Below are 17,681 nucleotides of genomic sequence, written 5' to 3' on the forward strand. Positions count from 1 at the left end.
AGGAAGACGAACATGGTCTCCAAATGCTCGATGACGGCCCTGGCCGCCGCAGCGGCGCTGGCCTCCGTGATGTTGGCGCCGACGCAGGCCGCGGCCCAGGCCAAGTGCGACCTGGCGATCGAACCCGCTCAGGAACAGTGGATCATCCGCTACAATCCCTTCGAGGATGAAATCGCCCTACGCCAGTTCGAGGTGCGCCTGGTGAACCGGGGGGCGACGCCGTGCAACGGCAACATCCTGGCCACGCTCCAGGGCGAAGCCTACGGGCTGACCTCGCCCAACGCGGCGGGACGGGTGGACTATGAACTGATCGACGACGATTTCGGGCGCGTTGACATCGCGCCGGTGCGCGGCCAGGTCACGCGCAACGGCGTCAGCGTCAAGGTCGATCCGGGCGAGCACAAGCTGGCGCGGCTGACGTTCATCGCCCATCCCGGCGATGGTCTCTCGCGGGGCCTGTACACCCAGACCCTGTCCCTGTTCGTCCAGCACGCCAACGACACGATCCACGCCTCGCGGCCGATCGTCCTGGGGCTGGACGTGGCCGCGTCGACGGTCATGGGGCTGAAGGGCGAGTTCAGCCGCGTGCAGGGGCGGGCGGTCATTGACCTGGGCGAACTGGCGACGGGGACGCGGGCGCTCAACACCCAGCTCTACGTGCATAGCACGGGCGGCTATCGCGTGACGGTCAGCTCCGCCAATGGCGGGCGGCTGGTGCAGCGCGGCACGGCCTGGGACGTCGAATACAGCCTGATGGTGGGATCGCACGCCTTTACGTTGAAGGCGCCGAGCAGCTTCGAGACGCCGTCGCTGCGCGCGCGTCGCGACGACTACCCGCTGAGCATCGGCGTCGGCGACGTGACGGGAAAACGCGCGGGCGACTACAGCGACACCATCACCTTCACCGTCGCGGCTATCTGATCGGCCCAGGCGACGTCCTGAAACGGCGAACGCCCCGCAGACGGATCTGCGGGGCGTTTTCGTTTGGACCCGGATCGGGCTTCAGATCGGCTGGATCGTCAGCGCCAGGATCAGGGGGGCGTCCAGCTGGACGTCGTCGAAGCGGTAGTCGACGGTGCGGATGGTCGCCATGCTGGAGCGGCGCAGTTCCAGCATCCCGCTCGAGGAGGCGAGATCCAGCGAGCGGTCGCCATAGGTGATCCTGGCCTTTTCGCTCTCCGCCAGCGGGCGATACTGAGCCGAGACCGTGAAGCCGCCCGGGCTGTTGCAGGCTTCGATCACCGAGCCGACGCGGCCCGACTCGGCCATGACCGTCTCGTTCGGGCGCACCCAGCAGGCGACCGGCACGGTGGCGCGCAACTGGTAGGAGCCGCCCGCCGTGGGGCCGGCGGCCGCGATCTGTGGGGCCGCCATGGCCGTCAGGCCGGCGGCGATCGCTAGAAGCGCACGGCGTTTTGCCGGGAACAGCTTGGTCATGACGTCCTCATCACCCTTGATTTCAAAGTGACGATACTCAGCCGCTCTTAACGTCAGGCGATCAGACAGACTTAGCGGAGGCTTAAGTCCTATCGTAAACCGATGATAACCTTATGGACCCGCCGCCGAACGAGAGGCGGGAGGTGGGCGGGTCGCGGCATGGAACGCATGAACACGGCGCGCGATCCACGGCGCGCGCGACGCGAGGGGGAAGGGCCGAGGGAGGCGCGCCTCGGGCCCCGCCCCGTCAGGCCTTGCCGCCCGCGCGGCCCTTGGCCAGTTCGCGGTTGAGCCACAGGGCCAGCAGGGTGCCGACGGCGCCCGACAGCAGATAGGCGCCCCCGGCGACGACGCCGAAACGGCTGGACACCGCCAGGGCGGCCAGGGGGGCGAAGCCCGCGCCGAACAGCCAGGCCAGGTCCGACGTCAGGGCCGAGGCCGTGTAGCGGTTGGTCAGGCTGAAGCTGGAGGCCACGGCGCCCGAGGCCTGGCCGAACGACAGGCCCAGCAGGATGAAGCCCAGGATCATATAGGCCAGTTCGCCCGTCGGGCCGCCGTCCAGCATCTGCGGCGCGAAGCCCGAGAAGGCGGCGATGCCCGCGGCGGTCACGGCCAGCAGGGCGCGGCGGCCGTAGCGGTCGGCCAGCCAGCCCGAGGCCAGGATGGCGACCAGGCCGAAGACGGCGCCGATCAGCTCGATCATCAGGAAGCGGCTGGGGGCCTCGTCGGTATAGAGGAAGACCCAGGACAGGGGGAACACCGTCACCATGTGGAACATGGCGAAGCTGGCCAGGGGGGCGAAGGCGCCGATGACGATCTTTCCGCCTTCCTCGCCCACGGCCTTGGCGACTGGCGTGGGGTGCAGCTCCAGCGTCTCGAAGGCGGCCTGGAAGGCGGGCGTCACCACGATGCGCAGACGCGCGAACAGGGCCACGACGTTGATGGCGAAGGCCACGAAGAAGGGATAGCGCCAGCCCCAGTCCATGAAGTCGGCGGCCGACAGCTTGGTCAGGAAATAGGCGAACAGGGCGCTGGCCACGATCAGGCCGATCGGCGCGCCCAACTGCGGGACCATGGCGTACCAGCCGCGTCGCTGCTCGGGCGCGCTGACGGACAGCAGGGAGGCCATGCCGTCCCACGCGCCGCCCAGGGCCACGCCCTGGCCGATGCGCAGGGCGATGAGCAGGGCCGCCGCCCAGTGGCCGACCTGGTCATAGCTGGGCAGGAAGCCCAGGCAGACCGTCGACAGCCCCAGAAGGAACAGGGCGATCGTCAGCTTGGTCCCGCGCCCGAAGCGCCGGTCGACGCCGATGAACAGCGCCGTGCCGAGCGGCCGGGCGAGGAAGGCCACGGCGAAGACGGCGAAGGACAGCAACGTCCCGCCCAGCGGCCCTGCATAGGGAAACACCAGCTGCGGAAACACCACGACCGAGGCGATCGCATAGACGAAGAAGTCGAAGAATTCCGACGTCCGGCCGATGATGACGCCGATGGCGATTTCGCCCGCGTCGATTTTGCCGTCTCGCGCGTTGATGCGGCTGGCGTCCCGCTCAAGGGGCTCTGAAGAAGGCGCGCCGCTGGCTGCGTTCATGACCATGAGGTTCCCTGGGCCGGGGCGCACGCGCGCCCGCGACAATAGAATGACCGAAGCGCCCCTTTGCTCCCGCCGATGGGATCAAGGGATAGGGCAGATTGTCCAATGTCGCGTCCCGGAGGCCGGGTTTACGGGGCCTGCACGATGACCGAGCCCTCGTCCCAAATCCCGACTGGAGCCGCCGTGCGCCGACTGCGCCCCCTGTTGCTGCTGCCCCTCCTGGCCTTGCTGCCCGGCTGCGAGGCCGTCGTTCTGGCCCCCGCCGGCGACATCGCCGCCCAGCAGCGCGACCTGCTGATGATGTCGGTCTATCTGATGCTGATCATCATCATCCCGGTGATGGCGCTGACCGTCTTCTTCGCCTGGAAGTATCGGGAATCGAACAAGGAAGCCCGTTACGAGCCGGACTGGGATCACTCGACCCATCTGGAGCTGGTGATCTGGGCGGCGCCGCTGCTGATCATCATCTGCCTCGGGGCCATCACCTGGGCGGGCACGCACCTGCTGGACCCCTATCGTCCGCTGGACCGCATCGCCGAAGGCCAGGCCGTGGCCGAGGAGCACCGGCCACTGCAGGTCGAGGTGGTCGCCATGGACTGGAAGTGGCTGTTCATCTACCCCGAGTACGGCATCGCCACGGTGAACGAGCTGGCCGCCCCGGTCGACCGGCCGATCCGCTTCCACATCACCTCGACCGGGGTGATGAACTCCTTCTACATCCCAGCCCTGGCCGGTCAGATCTACGCCATGCCGGGGATGGAGACGAAGCTGCACGCCGTCATCAACCGTCCGGGCGAATACGTCGGCTTCTCGGCCAACTATTCCGGCGACGGCTTCTCCAACATGCGGTTCGCCTTCCACGGCCTGGACGATGCGGGCTTCGACCAGTGGGTCGCGGGCGTGCGCGCGGCGGGGCAGGGCCTGGACCGCGAGGCCTATCTGGAGCTGGAGAAGCCCAGCGAGAAGGTGCCCGTCATCCACTACGCCTCGGTCGACGACCGCCTGTTCGACGCCGTGGTCAACATGTGCGTCGAGCCGGGCAAGATGTGCATGGGCGAGATGATGGACATCGACCGCAAGGGCGGGCTGGGCCTGGCGGCGGTCAAGAACACCCTGCCGCTGGTCCATGACAAATACGCCCGGCGCGGCGACGCCGTCTTCGGCGCCGGCGAATCCTACGTCCTGACCGTCTGCACCCCGCTGGAGGCCGAGCGCGCCGCCGTCGAGGCCGCCCGTCGCCGCCAGGCCTTCGGCCAGGAGGTGGCCCGCGACACTGTGCTGAACCGCGTCACGGGCCTGGGACTGGAGCGTCCCGGTCGGTCCGAGGCCGGCGAACGCTTCGCCGCCCTTTCGCCTTCGCCCTTCTCGCGGACGCCCGCGCCCGCCGCGTCGCAATCCTGAGCGCCTGAACGATCATGACCGTTGAACATGCCACATCGCCGCTTCTGGGACGGCTGGACTGGAACGCCCTGCCGCTCCACGAGCCCATCCTGGTCGCCACCTTCGCCGTCGTCGTTCTGGGCGGCCTGGCCGTCCTGGGCCTGATCACCCGTTACAAGCTGTGGGGCTATCTCTGGACGGAGTGGTTCACCACCGTCGATCACAAGAAGATCGGCATCATGTACATGATCCTGGGGCTGGTCATGCTGCTGCGCGGCTTCGCCGACGCCGTCATGATGCGGCTGCAGCAGGCCATGGCCTTCGGCGGGTCCGAGGGCTACCTCAACGCTCACCACTACGACCAGATCTTCACCGCCCACGGCGTGATCATGATCTTCTTCGTGGCCATGCCCCTGATCACCGGCCTGATGAACTACATCGTGCCGCTGCAGATCGGGGCGCGGGACGTCTCCTTTCCTTTCCTGAACAACTTCAGCTTCTGGATGACCACGGCGGGCGCCGTGGTGGTGATGATGTCGCTGTTCGTCGGCGAGTTCGCCCGCACGGGATGGCTGGCCTATCCGCCGCTGTCGGGCATCGGCTACAGTCCGGGCGTCGGCGTCGACTATTACATCTGGGCCCTGCAGATCGCGGGGGTGGGCACGACGCTGTCCGGCATCAACCTGATCGCCACCATCGTGAAGATGCGCGCCCCGGGCATGGGCCTGATGAAGATGCCGGTCTTCACCTGGACCTCGCTGTGCGCCAACATCCTGATCGTGGCCTCCTTCCCGATCCTGACGGCCACCCTGGCTCTGCTGTCGGCCGACCGCTACGTGGGCACCAACTTTTTCACGAACGACTTCGGCGGCAATCCGATGATGTACGTGAACATGATCTGGATCTGGGGCCACCCCGAGGTCTACATCCTGATCCTGCCGCTGTTCGGCGTGTTTTCTGAAGTCACCTCGACCTTCTCGGGCAAGAAGCTCTTCGGCTACACCTCCATGGTCTATGCGACGGTGGTCATCACCATCCTGTCCTACCTGGTGTGGCTGCACCACTTCTTCACCATGGGCTCGGGCGCGTCCGTGAACTCCTTCTTCGGGATCACGACGATGATCATCTCAATCCCGACAGGGGCCAAGCTGTTCAACTGGCTCTTCACCATGTACCGCGGCCGCATCCGGTTCGAGCTGCCGATGATGTGGACGGTCGCCTTCATGCTGACCTTCGTGATCGGCGGCATGACGGGGGTGATGCTGGCGGTGCCGCCGGCCGACTTCGTCCTGCACAACTCCCTGTTCCTGATCGCCCACTTCCACAACGTCATCATCGGCGGGGTGCTGTTCGGCCTGTTCGCCGCCATCAACTACTGGTGGCCCAAGGCCTTCGGCTTTCGGCTGGAGAAGAAGTGGGGCCTGGTCAGCTTCTGGTGCTGGGTGATCGGCTTCTGGGTCGCCTTCATGCCGCTGTACGTCCTGGGCTTCATGGGCGTGACGCGGCGGATGCGGGTGTTCGACGACCCGGCCTATCAGATCTGGTTCATCATCGCGGGCGTGGGCGTGGCGATCATCGCCGTCGGCATCCTGGCCATGCTGATCCAGTTCGCCGTCAGCATCCTCAACCGCGACAAGCTGCGCGACGAGACCGGCGATCCCTGGCATGGCCGCACCCTGGAGTGGGCCACCTCCTCGCCGCCACCCGACTACAACTTCGCCAGGACGCCGGTCATCCACGACAGCGACGCCTGGTGGGACATGAAGACCCGCGGCTATGAGCGCCCGGTCGAGGGCTTCCAGCCGATCCACATGCCCAGGAACACGGGCGCCGGGGTCATCCTGGCGGCGCTGTCGACGGTCGTGGGCGTGGCCCTGATCTGGTACATCTGGTGGCTGGCGGCCGTCGGGTTCGCGGCCCTGGTCGCCTACGCCGTCTTCCACACCTTCAACTACAAGCGCGACTACTACATCCCGGCCGAGACGGTGCGGGCGACCGAGGATGCGCGCACCCAGGCCCTCGCGGCCTCGGCGACGCAGGGGTGATCCGATGAGTCACGCACCTTCCTTCCACCCCGACTACGTCGACGAGGCTGGCCGGCCGATCTTCCACCCGGAGGAGGAGCCGCATCACCCGGAAGGCCACAGCACCATGCTGGGCTTCTGGATGTATCTGATGAGCGACTGCCTCATCTTCGCGATGCTGTTCGCCGTCTATGCGGTGCTGGGGGCCAACTACGCCGCGGGCCCGTCGCCCAAGGACCTGTTCGACCTGCCGCTGGTGGCGCTGAACACCTCCATGCTGCTGCTGTCGTCGATCACCTACGGTTTCGCCATGCTGGCCATGGTCAAGAACCGCACGGCGCAGATGCAGGCCTGGCTGGCGATCACCGGCCTGTTCGGCCTCTGCTTCCTGGGGATCGAGCTCTATGAGTTCGCCCACATGATCCACCTGGGCGCCACGCCCCAGCGCAGCGGCTTCCTGTCGGCCTTCTTCTTCCTGGTGGGGACCCACGGCCTGCACGTCACCTTCGGCATCATCTGGCTGGTGACGCTGATGGTGCAGGTGGCGCAGAAAGGGCTGATCCCGGCCAACAAGCGCCGGCTGATGTGCCTCAGCCTGTTCTGGCACTTCCTGGACGTCATCTGGATCGGCGTCTTCACCTTCGTCTATCTGATGGGGATGCTGCGATGAGCGCCGAAGACCACGCCGTGAACCACCATGACGACCACGCCGCCCATGGCGAGGCGCACGACCACGGCTCGTTCAAGACCTATATGATCGGCTTCCTGCTGTCGGTCGTGCTGACGGCCATCCCGTTCTGGCTGGTCATGACGGGGACGCTGGCGCCGGCCACGACGGGGCTGATCATCACCGCCTTCGCCGTGGTGCAGATCGTGGTGCACATGGTTTTCTTCCTGCACATGAACCATCGCTCCGAGGGCGGGTGGAACATGCTGGCGCTGATCTTCACCCTGGTCATCCTGGTGATCGCCGTCGCCGGGTCGGTGTGGGTCATGTATCACCTGAACGCGAACATGATGCCCGTCCACGACATGCAGGTGATGGGCTGACCCCGGAGCGGGAGAGGCCATGCCGCCTTCGTCAGAACCAGCGCCCGGCCGGGCGGGCGAGCGAGGGCGAGGGCGGGGGCGGCTGGTCCTCGCCCTGGCGGTCTTCGCCGTCCTGTTCGCGGGCTTCTCGGCCCTGGGCGTCTGGCAGGTGCAGCGGCTGACCTGGAAGCGTGAGCTGATCCGCCAGGTCGACGCCCGCATCCACGCCGCGCCCGTCCCCGCGCCGGGGCCTGCGGGCTTCGCCGCCGTCACGCGCGGGGCGGACCAGTATCGTCGCGTCACGGCCACGGGCCGCTTCCTGCACGCGGGCGAGACCCGGGTGAAGGCGGTCACCGAACTGGGGCCGGGCTTCTGGGTGCTGACGCCCCTGGCCGAGAACAGGGGCTTCACCGTCCTGGTCAACCGGGGCTTCGTCCCGTCCGAGCGCGCGGCGCCCGAGGCGCGTGTCGAGGGACAGGTCGAGGGGCCGGTCGCCGTCACCGGCCTGCTGCGCATCACCGAGCCCGGCGGCGGCTTCCTGCGCGCCAACGATCCGGCGGGCGACCGCTGGTTCTCGCGCGACGTGGCGGCCATCGCCCAGGCGCGGGGGCTGAAGGGGCCGGTCGCCCCTTATTTCATCGACGCGGACGCCGCGCCCAATCCCGGCGGCTGGCCGCGCGGCGGGCTGACGGTGGTGCGCTTCGTCAACAGCCATCTGGTCTATGCTTTGACCTGGTTCGGGCTGGCGCTGATGTCGGCGGGCGGCGCTGTGCTGTGGGCGCGCGAGGCGCGGCGGCGCAGGGGAGGGGAGCGATAATGCAGACGCCGATCATGGGGCGGATCGCCCGCACCCTTCTCGGCATGGACGCGCGCGCCGAGGCGCCGGTGTCGCCGGGCGCGGCCGGGCGGCGCAATATGCTGCTGCTGATCCAGTTGCGCTGGCTGGCGGTGATCGGCCAGGTGCTGACCATCGTCATCGTGCACTGGGGCCTGGGCATCACCGTGCCGCTGGGGCCGCTGCTGCTGGCGCCGACGGCCCTGGCGGTGATGAACCTGATCAGCGCTCCCGTGACCCTGCGGCGCAAGGCGGTCACCGACCCGGAGCTGCTGCTGGCCCTGTGCGTCGACGTCGCGGCCCTCAGCTGGCTGCTCTACTTCAGCGGCGGGGCGACCAATCCCTTCGCCGCCCTCTATCTGATGCAGGTGGTTCTGGCGGCGGTGCTGCTGCGGCCCTCCTACGCCTGGGGCTTCGTGCTGGTGACCAGCGCCTGCCTGGCCGTTCTGGCGATCTGGCGGCGGCCGCTGCCCCTGCCGGAGGGCGCCGACGCGCGGCTGGGGTTGCTCCAGCAGGGCGCCCTGATCAACTTCATCCTGATCGCCATCCTGCTGGTCGCCTTCGTGACGCGGACCAGCCAGAACGTGCGCGCCCGCGACGCCTATCTGGCCGAGGCGCGGCAGCAGGCGGCGGAGCAGGACCATATCGTCCGCATGGGGCTGCTGGCCTCGGGCGCAGCACATGAACTCGGCACGCCCCTGGCCTCGCTGTCGGTCATCCTCAGCGACTGGCGGCGGATGACCGCCCTGACGGCGGACGAGGACCTGAGCCAGGACATCGCGCAGATGCAGGCCGAGGTCGAGCGCTGCAAATCCATCGTCACCAACATCCTGATGTCGGCGGGCGAGGCGAGGGGCGAGGCGCCGACCGTCACCACCCTGGGCGCCTTCCTGACCGAGATCATCGCCGACTGGTCGGCCAAGGCGGGCGAGGCCCTGCGGGTCCGGCTGATCGGGCCGGCGCCGCGCGACCCGCGCATCATCGCCGATCCCGCGCTGAAGCAGGTGTTCAGCGCCCTGCTGGACAACGCCCTCGAGGCGGGGGCCCGCAGCCTGGAGGTGCGCGCGGCCGCCGACGGCGACGGCCTGTTCATCGCCTTCGAGGACGACGGGCCGGGCTTCTCCCCGACCGTGCTGGAGAAGCTGGGCCAGCCCTATCAGTCGACCAAGGCCCGGGCGGGCGCGGGCCTGGGCCTGTTCCTGCTGGTCAATGTGGTGCGCAAGCTGGGGGGGACCGTCGCCGCCGCCAACCGGCCTGCGCCGGGCGGCGGCGGAGCCGTGGTGCGCCTGACCTTGCCGATTGACGCCCTGGCGCCGAAATGAGGGAAGACATGAACGAGACGCCCCGCCAGTTGCTGATCGTCGAGGACGACGAGTCCTTTTCGCGGACCCTGCGGCGGTCGTTCGAGCGGCGCGGCTATCAGGTCGTCAGCGCGCACAGCCATGACCAGATGGTCGAAGTGCTGAAGACGCATCATCCCGACTACGCCGTGGTGGACCTGAAGCTGGGGGCGGCGTCGGGCCTGACCTGCGTCCAGACCCTGCACGCCTTCGATCCCGACCTGGTGATCGTGGTCCTGACCGGCTTCGCCAGCATCGCCACGGCGGTCGAGGCCATCAAGCTGGGCGCGCGCCACTACCTGGCCAAGCCGGCGGGCACCGATGACATCGAGGCCGCCTTCGGCCGCGAGGCGGGCGACCCGGATGCGCCCCTGAGCGCGCGACCCACTTCGATCAAGACCCTGGAGTGGGAGCGGATTCACGAGGTCCTGGCCGAGACCGACTTCAACATCTCCGAAGCCGCCCGCCGCCTGGGCATGCACCGCCGCACCCTGGCGCGGAAGCTGGAGAAGCGGCAGGTCAGCTGAGCCAAACAGCGCGCTCATCCTTACCTCGCTGTCATTCTCGGGCTTGACCCGAGAATCCAGCCCCTCAACGCTTGAACAGGCATGGGTTGATGCGGTCGCCGTCGTGCTTGCTGGATTCTCGGGTCAAGCCCGAGAATGACGGCCTGAGAGAGGGGGGAGGCGTCACCCCTCCGCCTTCAACGCCCCCAACACTTCTTCGGTATCCTGCCCCAGTCTCGGCGGCGGCGCGTCATAGCGCACCGGCGTCTTCGACAGGCGGATGGGCGAGGCGACCGTGCGGATCGGTTGGGCCAGATCGGCGCGCGACTGCTCCACCGTCAGGCCGCGATGGACGGCCTGGGGCTCCTGGAACACCTGGTCGATCGTATTGACCGGGCCGCAGGGCACGCCCGCCCTCTCCAGCGCCTGCATGAGGCCGTGCATGGTGAAGCCCTGCGTCCGCGCGGCGATCAGCGGCCCCAGCGCCTCGCGGTTGGCGACGCGCAGGGCGTTGGTGGCGAAGCGGTCCTCGGCCTCCAGCTCCAGGGCGCCGCACAGGGCGCGGAACTGGCCGTCGTTGCCCACGGCGATGATCACCATGCCGTCCGAGCAGGGGAAGGGCTGGTAGGGGGCCAGGTTGGGGTGGGCGTTGCCCATCCGCGTCGGGGCCTTGCCGGACACGAAGTAATTGGTCGCCTGATTGGCCAGCATGGCGGCCTGAACGTCGAACAGGGCGATGTCGATGTGCTGGCCCTCGCCGGTCGCCCGGGCGTGCCACAGGGCCGCCAGGATGGCGTTGGAGGCGTAGAGGCCGGTGAACAGGTCCACGACCGCCACCCCGACCTTCATCGGCTCGGCGCCGGGCGCGCCGTCCGGCTGGCCGGTGATGGACATCAGCCCGCCCATGGCCTGGATCATGTAGTCGTAGCCCGCGCGGTGCGCGTCCGGCCCGTCCTGGCCGAAGCCGGTGATGGAGCAATAGACCAGCGTCGGATTGACCGCCGCCAGGGCGGCGTAGTCGAGGCCGTACTTCTTCAGCCCGCCGGTCTTGAAGTTCTCGACCACCACGTCGCAGGTCGCGGCCAGACGGCGCGCCGCCTCCGCGCCTTCAGGGCTGGCGATGTCCAGCTCGACCGACTTCTTGCCCCGGTTGGCGCACAGGAAATAGGCGGCGTCGCCGGGCGCGCCGTCGGCCGTGGTGGTGAAGGGCGGGCCCCAATGGCGGGTGTCGTCGCCGGCGCCCGGCCGCTCGATCTTGATGACCTCGGCGCCCAGGTCGGCCAGGGTCTGCGTCGCCCACGGCCCGGCCAGGACTCGCGACAGATCCAGCACGCGCAGGCCCGCGAGGGGGCCGTGAGGGGCGGAGAGCGAAGCGGAGGGAATCGAGGCGGCGTCGGACATGGCCGACTCCTAGCAGAATCCGCGCGCGCCCGAACGATCCGCGCCGAAGCGCGACCGCATTTCAGCGATGTAGAAGAAAGAGACGATGGTGGGTGATCACAGGTTCGAACTGTGGACCCGCTGATTAAGAGTCAGCTGCTCTACCAACTGAGCTAATCACCCGTACCGTCGTCTGCGCCCTTGGTGAGGCGCCGGTCCTTCGCCGCGGCGTTGATGGCCTCGGCGAAGGGCGCTCCTATTACTCGCGAGCGGGGGGAGGCGCAAGCGCCAAATGCATCTTTTATGACGTTTACATCGCGCGCTAAGGTCGCGGCTTGAATCAGCCGCCGAAAGAGAGCGGCGACGGGAGTGAGAGACTATGGCCTTCTGGAATCGTCGGCGCTCGATCGACGCCATGCTGGCCCCGCACACGGGGCCGGCGCTGAAGAAAACCCTCAGTTGGCCGCACCTGATGGCCCTGGGCGTCGGGGCCATCGTCGGCACCGGCATTCTGACCCTGATCGGGGTCGGCGCGGGGCTGGCGGGCCCGGCGGTGCTGATCAGCTTCGGTCTGGCGGGCCTGGTCTGCGCCTGCGCGGCCCTGGCCTACGCCGAGCTGTCGACCATCATGCCCGCCTCGGGCAGCGCCTATACCTATTCCTATGCGGCGCTGGGCGAGATCTTCGCCTGGGTCGTGGGGTGGAGCCTGATCCTCGAATACTCCCTGGTCGTCTCGGCCGTGGCCGTGGGCTGGTCGGGCTACGCCGTGCCCTTCCTGGCCGGGCTGGGGCTTGACCTGCCGACGGCCCTGACGGTCGGGCCGCACGTCGAGGGCGGGCTGATCAACCTGCCCGCCGTGGCCATCATTGGCGTGGTGACCGGCCTGCTGCTGCTGGGCACGCGCGAGAGCGCCACGCTGAACGCCGTGCTGGTGCTGGTGAAGATCGCGGCCCTGGTCGCCTTCGTCGCCATCGCCCTGCCGAACTTCGACGCGGCCCACTTCACCCCCTTCATGCCGCACGGCTTCGGCGCCCCCTTCGTCCAGACGGGCGTCATGGCGGCGGCGGCCATCATCTTCTTCGCCTTCTACGGCTTTGACGCCATCGCCACGGCGGCCGAGGAGACCAAGAAGCCCGAGCGCGACCTGGCCATCGGCATCGTCGGTTCGATGGTGGTCTGCACCGTCCTCTATATCGCCGTCGCCGCCGCCGCGATCGGCGCCGCTCCGGTCGCCAGCTTCGCCGACAGCCCCGAGCCCCTGGCTCTGATCATGCGCGGCCTGGGCCAGGGCGTTGCGGCCCAGTGGATCGCCGCCGCCGCCGTGGTGGCCCTGCCGACCGTGCTGCTGGCCTTCCTGTTCGGCCAGAGCCGCATCTTCCTGGGCATGGCCCGTGACGGCCTGCTGCCCAACCGCCTGGCCAAGATCTCGAACCGCGGCGTGCCGACGGTGGTGACGATCTTCACCGCCATCGTCGTGGCCGTCCTGGCCGGCATCATGCGCCTGGATGAACTGGCGTCGCTGGCCAACGCCGGCACCCTGATGGCCTTCATGGCCGTGGGGGTCAGCCTGATCGTTCTGCGCGTGCGCGAGCCGAACCGCGAGCGCAAGTTCAAGGCGCCGCTGTGGTGGCTGGTCGGCGGCATCGCCATCATCGGCTGCATCACCTTCTTCTTCAGCCTGAAGGCCTCGACCCAGTTCTACTTCCTGCTGTGGAACCTGTTCGGCCTGGCGGTCTATCTGGTCTGGTCGTCGCGCAACTCGCGCCTGGCCAAGGGCCAGGAGGCCGAGGGCTGATGGCCAGGCGCGACCTGTCGGGGGCGGTGGATTTCACCGTCCTCGAGACCATGACCGGCGGCATGGACGACGTGACCGACGAAGTGCTGGGCCTGTTCGCTGAACAGGCCCGCATGTGGTCGGCCCTGCTGGACGCCTCGAGCGAGGGCTGGCGCGACGCCGTGCACACCATTCGCGGGGCCGGGGCCGGCATCGGGGCCAAGACCCTGGCCGAGGTCTGCGCCGCGGTGGAGCATGGCGAACAGGCCGCCGCCCCGGCGGGGCTGGAGCGGGTGCGAACGGCCCTGGACGCGGCCCTGGCCGATGTCGCCGCCTATCGCCACGAACTGGCGCTCAGGAGTTTGAAGGGCTGAAGCATGAGTCCTTCTCCCCTTGTGGGAGAAGGTGGCCCGTCAGGGCCGGATGAGGGGTTTCTCGACTGTTGATCATGAAGCTGACGGATGCGTGGGCATGACCCCTCATCCGTCAGGCTTCGCCTGCCACCTTCTCCCACAAGGGGAGAAGGAAACTCAGACCCGCGTCTTGTCCCAGGTGCCGAACTCGTGGGCGATGCAGCGGTCGATCAGCAGGCGCCAGACCGGCTCGGCGATGTCGGGCGAGAGACCGGCGGGCTCGGCCGCCTTCAGCACCTTGGCCACCACGTCGTCGATGCGGGCCTGATCGAAGACGGCGTCGCGGTTCGGCTTGATGCGGGCGGCGGCGTCCATGTAGCGCTGGCGCTCGGCCAGCAGGGTCACCAGCGCGCGGTCGAGCGCATCCACGCCCTGACGCACGTCGACCATGGTGGCGCAGTCCTCGGGCGCCTTGCGCGCGTCGATGGCGACGGTGCGGGGGGCGGTCATCAGGTCAGCCGACAAAGGCGCGCTCCAGAACATAGTCGCCGGGTTCGGCGTTCGAGCCTTCCTTGAGGCCATAGGATTCCAGCAGTTCGCCGGTCTCCTTGATCATGGCCATCGAGCCGCACAGCATGACGCGGTCGCTGTTGGGCGAAAAGCCGATGGGCAGTTGCAGGTCGGCGAAGACGTCGCCCGACTTGATGCGGTCGGTGATGCGGCCCGGCGTCTCGAAGCGTTCGCGCGTCACGGTCGGATAATAGGTCAGCTGGGCCTTGGCCTCGTCGCCGATCAGGGGATCGTTGTGGATGCCGTGGGTGAAGAAGTCGCGATAGGCCAGGTCGGCGACGTTGCGCACCGTGTGGCAGACGATGACCTGCTTGAACCGCGAATAGGTCTCGGGGTCGCGCGCCACCGACAGCCAGGGCGCCAGGCCGGTGCCCGTGCCGATCAGCCACAGACGCTCGCCGCCGGTCAGGGCGTCCAGCACCAGGGTGCCGGTCGGCTTCTTGCCCATCAGCACGCTGTCGCCCGGCTGGATCTTCTGCAGGCGCGAGGTCAGGGGGCCGTCCTCGACCTTGATGGAGAAGAACTCCAGCTCCTCGGCCCAGAAGGGGCTGGCGATGGAATAGGCGCGCAGGATGGGCTTGCCGCCGTCTTCGCCCGGCAGGCCGATCATGACGAACTCGCCCGAGCGGAAGCGGAAATCCTCGGGCCGTTTCACGCCGAAGCTGAACAGCTGGTCGTTCCAGTGGCGGACCCACAGGACTTCGAGATCGTGGAACGGGCTGGCCTTGACGGGCGGCGCGGCGAGGGAGGCGTCGGACATGGGGCCTAACTAGGCGGTCGAGGGCGATTGCGAAAGGTGGTGCGGCGATCCTTCCATCCTTGCGGCGGCAGGGATGCTGAACCGCAATCGGCCAGCCTGCCTCTCCGCCTGTGCTAGGCTGCGTTCCGGTCGAGTGGGGGAAATGATCGCGCGCCGCATGGGATTTCAGACGATTCAGACGAATTGGACTCTGTTTTTCTCCCTTCTCCCCTTGTGGGAGAAGGTGGCGGGCGGAGCCTGACGGATGAGGGGTCTCGCGACCTGTCCGATCACGCGGCTTTTGCCCCTGTCGGAGAAACCCCTCATCCGAGCCCTTCGGGCCCACCTTCTCCCACAAGGGGAGAAGGACGAATTGCGGATGACGACGGAGGATTCCGCCTCTAGCTTCGCCGCCATGCGCACTTTTCTCCTTGCTTCGACGATCCTGATGGCCGCGACCTCGGCCTTCGCCCAATCCACGCCGCAGCCCGCGACGCCGCCCGCCGCCACGGCGCCCGCGTCCTCGATCCTGACGGTCGAGCGGGTCTTCTCGAACCCTTCGCTGGCCGGGCCGGTGGCGCGCGGCGTCAGCCTGTCGCCGGACGGCGAACTGGTCGCCTTCCTGCGCTCGCGCGAGGATGACGTGGACGTGCTGGACCTGTGGGCCGCGCCGGTGAAGGGCGGCGAGCCGTTCAAGCTGATCGACGCCCGCGCCCTGGTCCCCGATGCGGGCGAACTGTCCGAGGCCGAGAAGGCGCGCCGTGAACGCATGCGCATCAGCCAGCGCGGCGTGGTCGAATATTCGTGGGACGAACAGGGCCGCTACATTCTGGCGCCGCTGGAAGGCGACGTCTTCCTGGCGAACCGCGCCGACGGCTCGGTGCGACGTCTGACCGAGACGACGGCCGATGAGATCGACGCCAAGGTGTCGCCCAAGGGCGCCTTCGTCAGCTTCGTGCGCGACCAGAACCTGTTCCTGATCAACCTTGAGACGGGCGCCGAACAGGCGATCACCACGGACGGCAAGGACCTGATCACCTGGGCCACGGCCGAGTTCATCGCCCAGGAAGAGCTGGACCGCGACACCGGCTATTGGTGGAGCCCGGACGAGCGCTACATCGCCCTGCAACGCACGGACGAGAGCCCGGTCGACGTCATCCCGCGTCTGGACATCACCGGCGGCGGGGCCTCGGTCATTTCGCAACGCTATCCGCGCGCCGGGCGGCCCAACGCCGTGGTCGAACTCTATGTCCAGGACGTGCAGAGCGGCCAGCGGGTCAAGGTCGATCTGGGCGCCGATACCGACATCTATCTGGGCCGGGTGAACTGGGCGGCGGATGGCTCGGTCGCCTATGTCCAGCGCCTGTCGCGCGACCAGAAGCGGCTGGACCTGCTGAGCGTCGATCCGGCCACGGGCGCCAGCCGCGTGATCGCCAGCCAGACCTCGAACGCCTGGGTCAACGTCACCCATGACTTCAAGGCGCTGAAGGACGGGAACTTCATCTGGTCCAGCGAGGAGAGCGGGTGGCGTCACCTGTACCTCTACGCCAAGGACGGACGCCGCCTGCGCGCGATCACGCGCGGCGACTATCCGGTCAAGTCGCTGGCGGGCGTCAACCAGGACACGGGCGAGGTCTTCTTCACCGCCTCCATGCGCGACGGCAAGGAATACCCGATCGAGCAGCAGCTGTTCCGCGCCAGCTATAAGCGCACGCTGGCGCCGAGCGAGGTCACCCCGCGCGGCGGCTGGTGGAGCGCCACGGTCAACGGCACGGGCACGGCCTATGTCGGCAACTACAGCGACGTGAACACCCCGTCGCAGTCGGCGCTTTATTCGATCAACGGTCAGCGCGTGCGCTGGATCGAAGAGAACAAGCTGCAGCCCGGCCACCCCTTCTGGCCCTACGCCGAGCGCCAGCAGAAGCCGACTTTCGGCACCCTGCAGAGCCATGGCGAGACCGTGGTCTGGCAGATGACTACGCCGCCGGGCTTTAATCCGTCGAAGCAGTATCCTGTGGTGATGCAGGTCTATGGCGGCCCGTCGGGCGGCGGCGTCAAGAACGCCTGGCAGGGGGCGACGACGCAGTTGCTGACCGAGGCGGGCTATATCGTCTTCCGCTTGGACAACCGGGGCGAGGGCGACCGCTCGGCCGCCTTCAAACAGGCCCTCTATCTGAAGATGGGCCAGCCCGAGATCGAGGATCAGGTCATCGGCGCCGACTATCTGCGCTCGCTGCCCTACGTCGACGCCGACCGCATCGCCATGATGGGCTGGTCCTACGGCGGGTTCATGAGCCTGATGGCCCTGACCGAGCCGAAGATGGGTCTGGCCGCCGCCCTAGCCGGCGCCCCGCCGACGGAGTGGAGCCTCTACGACACGGCTTACACCGAGCGGTACATGTCGACGCCGCAGGCGAACGTAGAGGGCTACGCCGCCTCGGACGTGCTGGGCCGTCTCGACCACCTGACCGGACGTCTGCTGCTGCTGCACGGCATGGCCGACGACAACGTCATCTTCGAGAACACCACCCGGGTGCTGAACGCGCTGCAGGAAAAGAGCATCCCCTTCGAGACCATGCTCTATCCGGGTCAGCGCCACGGCGTGCGCGGCAATGAGAGGCAGCTTCACCTATGGCGCACCTATCTCGACTTCCTGGACCGCACCATCGGCACGCGGGCGCCCGCAAAGGCGGACTGATCGCGGCGGCGGCCGCCGGGGC

Annotated in this window: 16 protein-coding genes and 1 tRNA gene; 11 read left to right on the forward strand and 6 right to left on the reverse strand. The window is 68.1% G+C overall.

Features of this window, described 5'->3' with window-relative positions:
- Nucleotides 1–12 precede the first annotated feature (12 nt).
- Entirely contained in the window at nucleotides 13–921 is a 909-nt protein-coding gene (locus D8I30_RS09350; protein ID WP_121482505.1) for a hypothetical protein, read from the forward strand.
- 81 nt (nucleotides 922–1,002) lie between these two features.
- Here the strand turns inward: D8I30_RS09350 and D8I30_RS09355 are convergent, their stop codons facing one another.
- Nucleotides 1,003–1,437 (reverse strand): hypothetical protein, encoded by a 435-nt coding sequence (locus tag D8I30_RS09355; RefSeq protein WP_121482506.1) that lies wholly within the window; start codon nucleotides 1,435–1,437, stop codon nucleotides 1,003–1,005.
- 247 nt (nucleotides 1,438–1,684) lie between these two features.
- A complete protein-coding gene (locus D8I30_RS09360; RefSeq protein WP_121483481.1) occupies nucleotides 1,685–3,028 on the reverse strand; it encodes an MFS transporter in 1,344 nt (447 codons plus the stop codon).
- A 186-nt stretch (nucleotides 3,029–3,214) separates the two neighbouring features.
- On the opposite strand from D8I30_RS09360, the gene cyoA reads away from it, so the two are divergent.
- Genes cyoA through D8I30_RS09395 form a run of 7 tightly spaced genes read left to right on the forward strand, consistent with a single transcriptional unit; the run spans nucleotide 3,215 to nucleotide 10,166 of the window.
- Nucleotides 3,215–4,432, forward strand: a complete 1,218-nt coding sequence (gene cyoA / locus D8I30_RS09365) for a ubiquinol oxidase subunit II (RefSeq protein ID WP_121482507.1) — start codon at nucleotides 3,215–3,217, stop codon at nucleotides 4,430–4,432.
- 14 nt (nucleotides 4,433–4,446) lie between these two features.
- On the forward strand, nucleotides 4,447–6,456 hold the full coding sequence (gene cyoB / locus D8I30_RS09370) for a cytochrome o ubiquinol oxidase subunit I (RefSeq protein ID WP_121482508.1): 2,010 nt from the start codon (nucleotides 4,447–4,449) through the stop codon (nucleotides 6,454–6,456).
- A 4-nt stretch (nucleotides 6,457–6,460) separates the two neighbouring features.
- A complete protein-coding gene (gene cyoC, locus D8I30_RS09375; RefSeq protein WP_121482509.1) occupies nucleotides 6,461–7,105 on the forward strand; it encodes a cytochrome o ubiquinol oxidase subunit III in 645 nt (214 codons plus the stop codon).
- Nucleotides 7,102–7,485: a cytochrome o ubiquinol oxidase subunit IV gene (gene cyoD, locus D8I30_RS09380; protein ID WP_121482510.1), complete on the forward strand. Its 384-nt coding sequence runs from the start codon at nucleotides 7,102–7,104 to the stop codon at nucleotides 7,483–7,485. Before cyoC ends, cyoD begins: the two co-directional genes overlap by 4 nt.
- A gap of 19 nt (nucleotides 7,486–7,504) precedes the next feature.
- On the forward strand, nucleotides 7,505–8,281 hold the full coding sequence (locus tag D8I30_RS09385) for an SURF1 family protein (protein WP_121482511.1): 777 nt from the start codon (nucleotides 7,505–7,507) through the stop codon (nucleotides 8,279–8,281).
- Entirely contained in the window at nucleotides 8,281–9,621 is a 1,341-nt protein-coding gene (locus D8I30_RS09390) for an ATP-binding protein (protein ID WP_121482512.1), read from the forward strand. Before D8I30_RS09385 ends, D8I30_RS09390 begins: the two co-directional genes overlap by 1 nt.
- 8 nt (nucleotides 9,622–9,629) lie before the next feature.
- Nucleotides 9,630–10,166, forward strand: coding sequence for a response regulator transcription factor (locus tag D8I30_RS09395; RefSeq protein WP_121482513.1), 537 nt, complete (start codon nucleotides 9,630–9,632; stop codon nucleotides 10,164–10,166).
- A gap of 162 nt (nucleotides 10,167–10,328) precedes the next feature.
- Here D8I30_RS09395 and D8I30_RS09400 read toward each other — a convergent pair whose 3' ends face one another.
- Both D8I30_RS09400 and D8I30_RS09405 read right to left on the reverse strand, forming a co-directional pair.
- Nucleotides 10,329–11,546, reverse strand: a complete 1,218-nt coding sequence (locus D8I30_RS09400) for a CaiB/BaiF CoA transferase family protein (protein ID WP_121482514.1) — start codon at nucleotides 11,544–11,546, stop codon at nucleotides 10,329–10,331.
- Nucleotides 11,547–11,632: 86 nt separating this feature from the next.
- Nucleotides 11,633–11,708 (reverse strand) — tRNA-Lys (locus D8I30_RS09405).
- A gap of 196 nt (nucleotides 11,709–11,904) precedes the next feature.
- Here D8I30_RS09405 and D8I30_RS09410 point away from each other — a divergent pair.
- Nucleotides 11,905–13,320, forward strand: coding sequence for an amino acid permease (locus tag D8I30_RS09410; RefSeq protein WP_121482515.1), 1,416 nt, complete (start codon nucleotides 11,905–11,907; stop codon nucleotides 13,318–13,320).
- Nucleotides 13,320–13,673, forward strand: coding sequence for an Hpt domain-containing protein (locus tag D8I30_RS09415; RefSeq protein ID WP_121482516.1), 354 nt, complete (start codon nucleotides 13,320–13,322; stop codon nucleotides 13,671–13,673). The genes D8I30_RS09410 and D8I30_RS09415 overlap by 1 nt, the downstream gene beginning before the upstream one ends.
- 156 nt (nucleotides 13,674–13,829) lie before the next feature.
- On the opposite strand, the gene D8I30_RS09420 is transcribed toward D8I30_RS09415, so the two are convergent.
- Nucleotides 13,830–14,162 (reverse strand): chorismate mutase, encoded by a 333-nt coding sequence (locus D8I30_RS09420; protein ID WP_121483482.1) that lies wholly within the window; start codon nucleotides 14,160–14,162, stop codon nucleotides 13,830–13,832.
- Between the two features lie 4 nt (nucleotides 14,163–14,166).
- A complete protein-coding gene (locus D8I30_RS09425; RefSeq protein ID WP_121482517.1) occupies nucleotides 14,167–14,982 on the reverse strand; it encodes a ferredoxin--NADP reductase in 816 nt (271 codons plus the stop codon).
- A gap of 394 nt (nucleotides 14,983–15,376) precedes the next feature.
- Between D8I30_RS09425 and D8I30_RS09430 the strand changes: the two genes are divergently transcribed.
- On the forward strand, nucleotides 15,377–17,659 hold the full coding sequence (locus D8I30_RS09430) for a S9 family peptidase (RefSeq protein WP_162938851.1): 2,283 nt from the start codon (nucleotides 15,377–15,379) through the stop codon (nucleotides 17,657–17,659).
- Nucleotides 17,660–17,681 lie beyond the last annotated feature (22 nt).

This window comes from Brevundimonas naejangsanensis (assembly GCF_003627995.1).
Taxonomy (GTDB): Bacteria; Pseudomonadota; Alphaproteobacteria; order Caulobacterales; family Caulobacteraceae; genus Brevundimonas; species Brevundimonas naejangsanensis_B.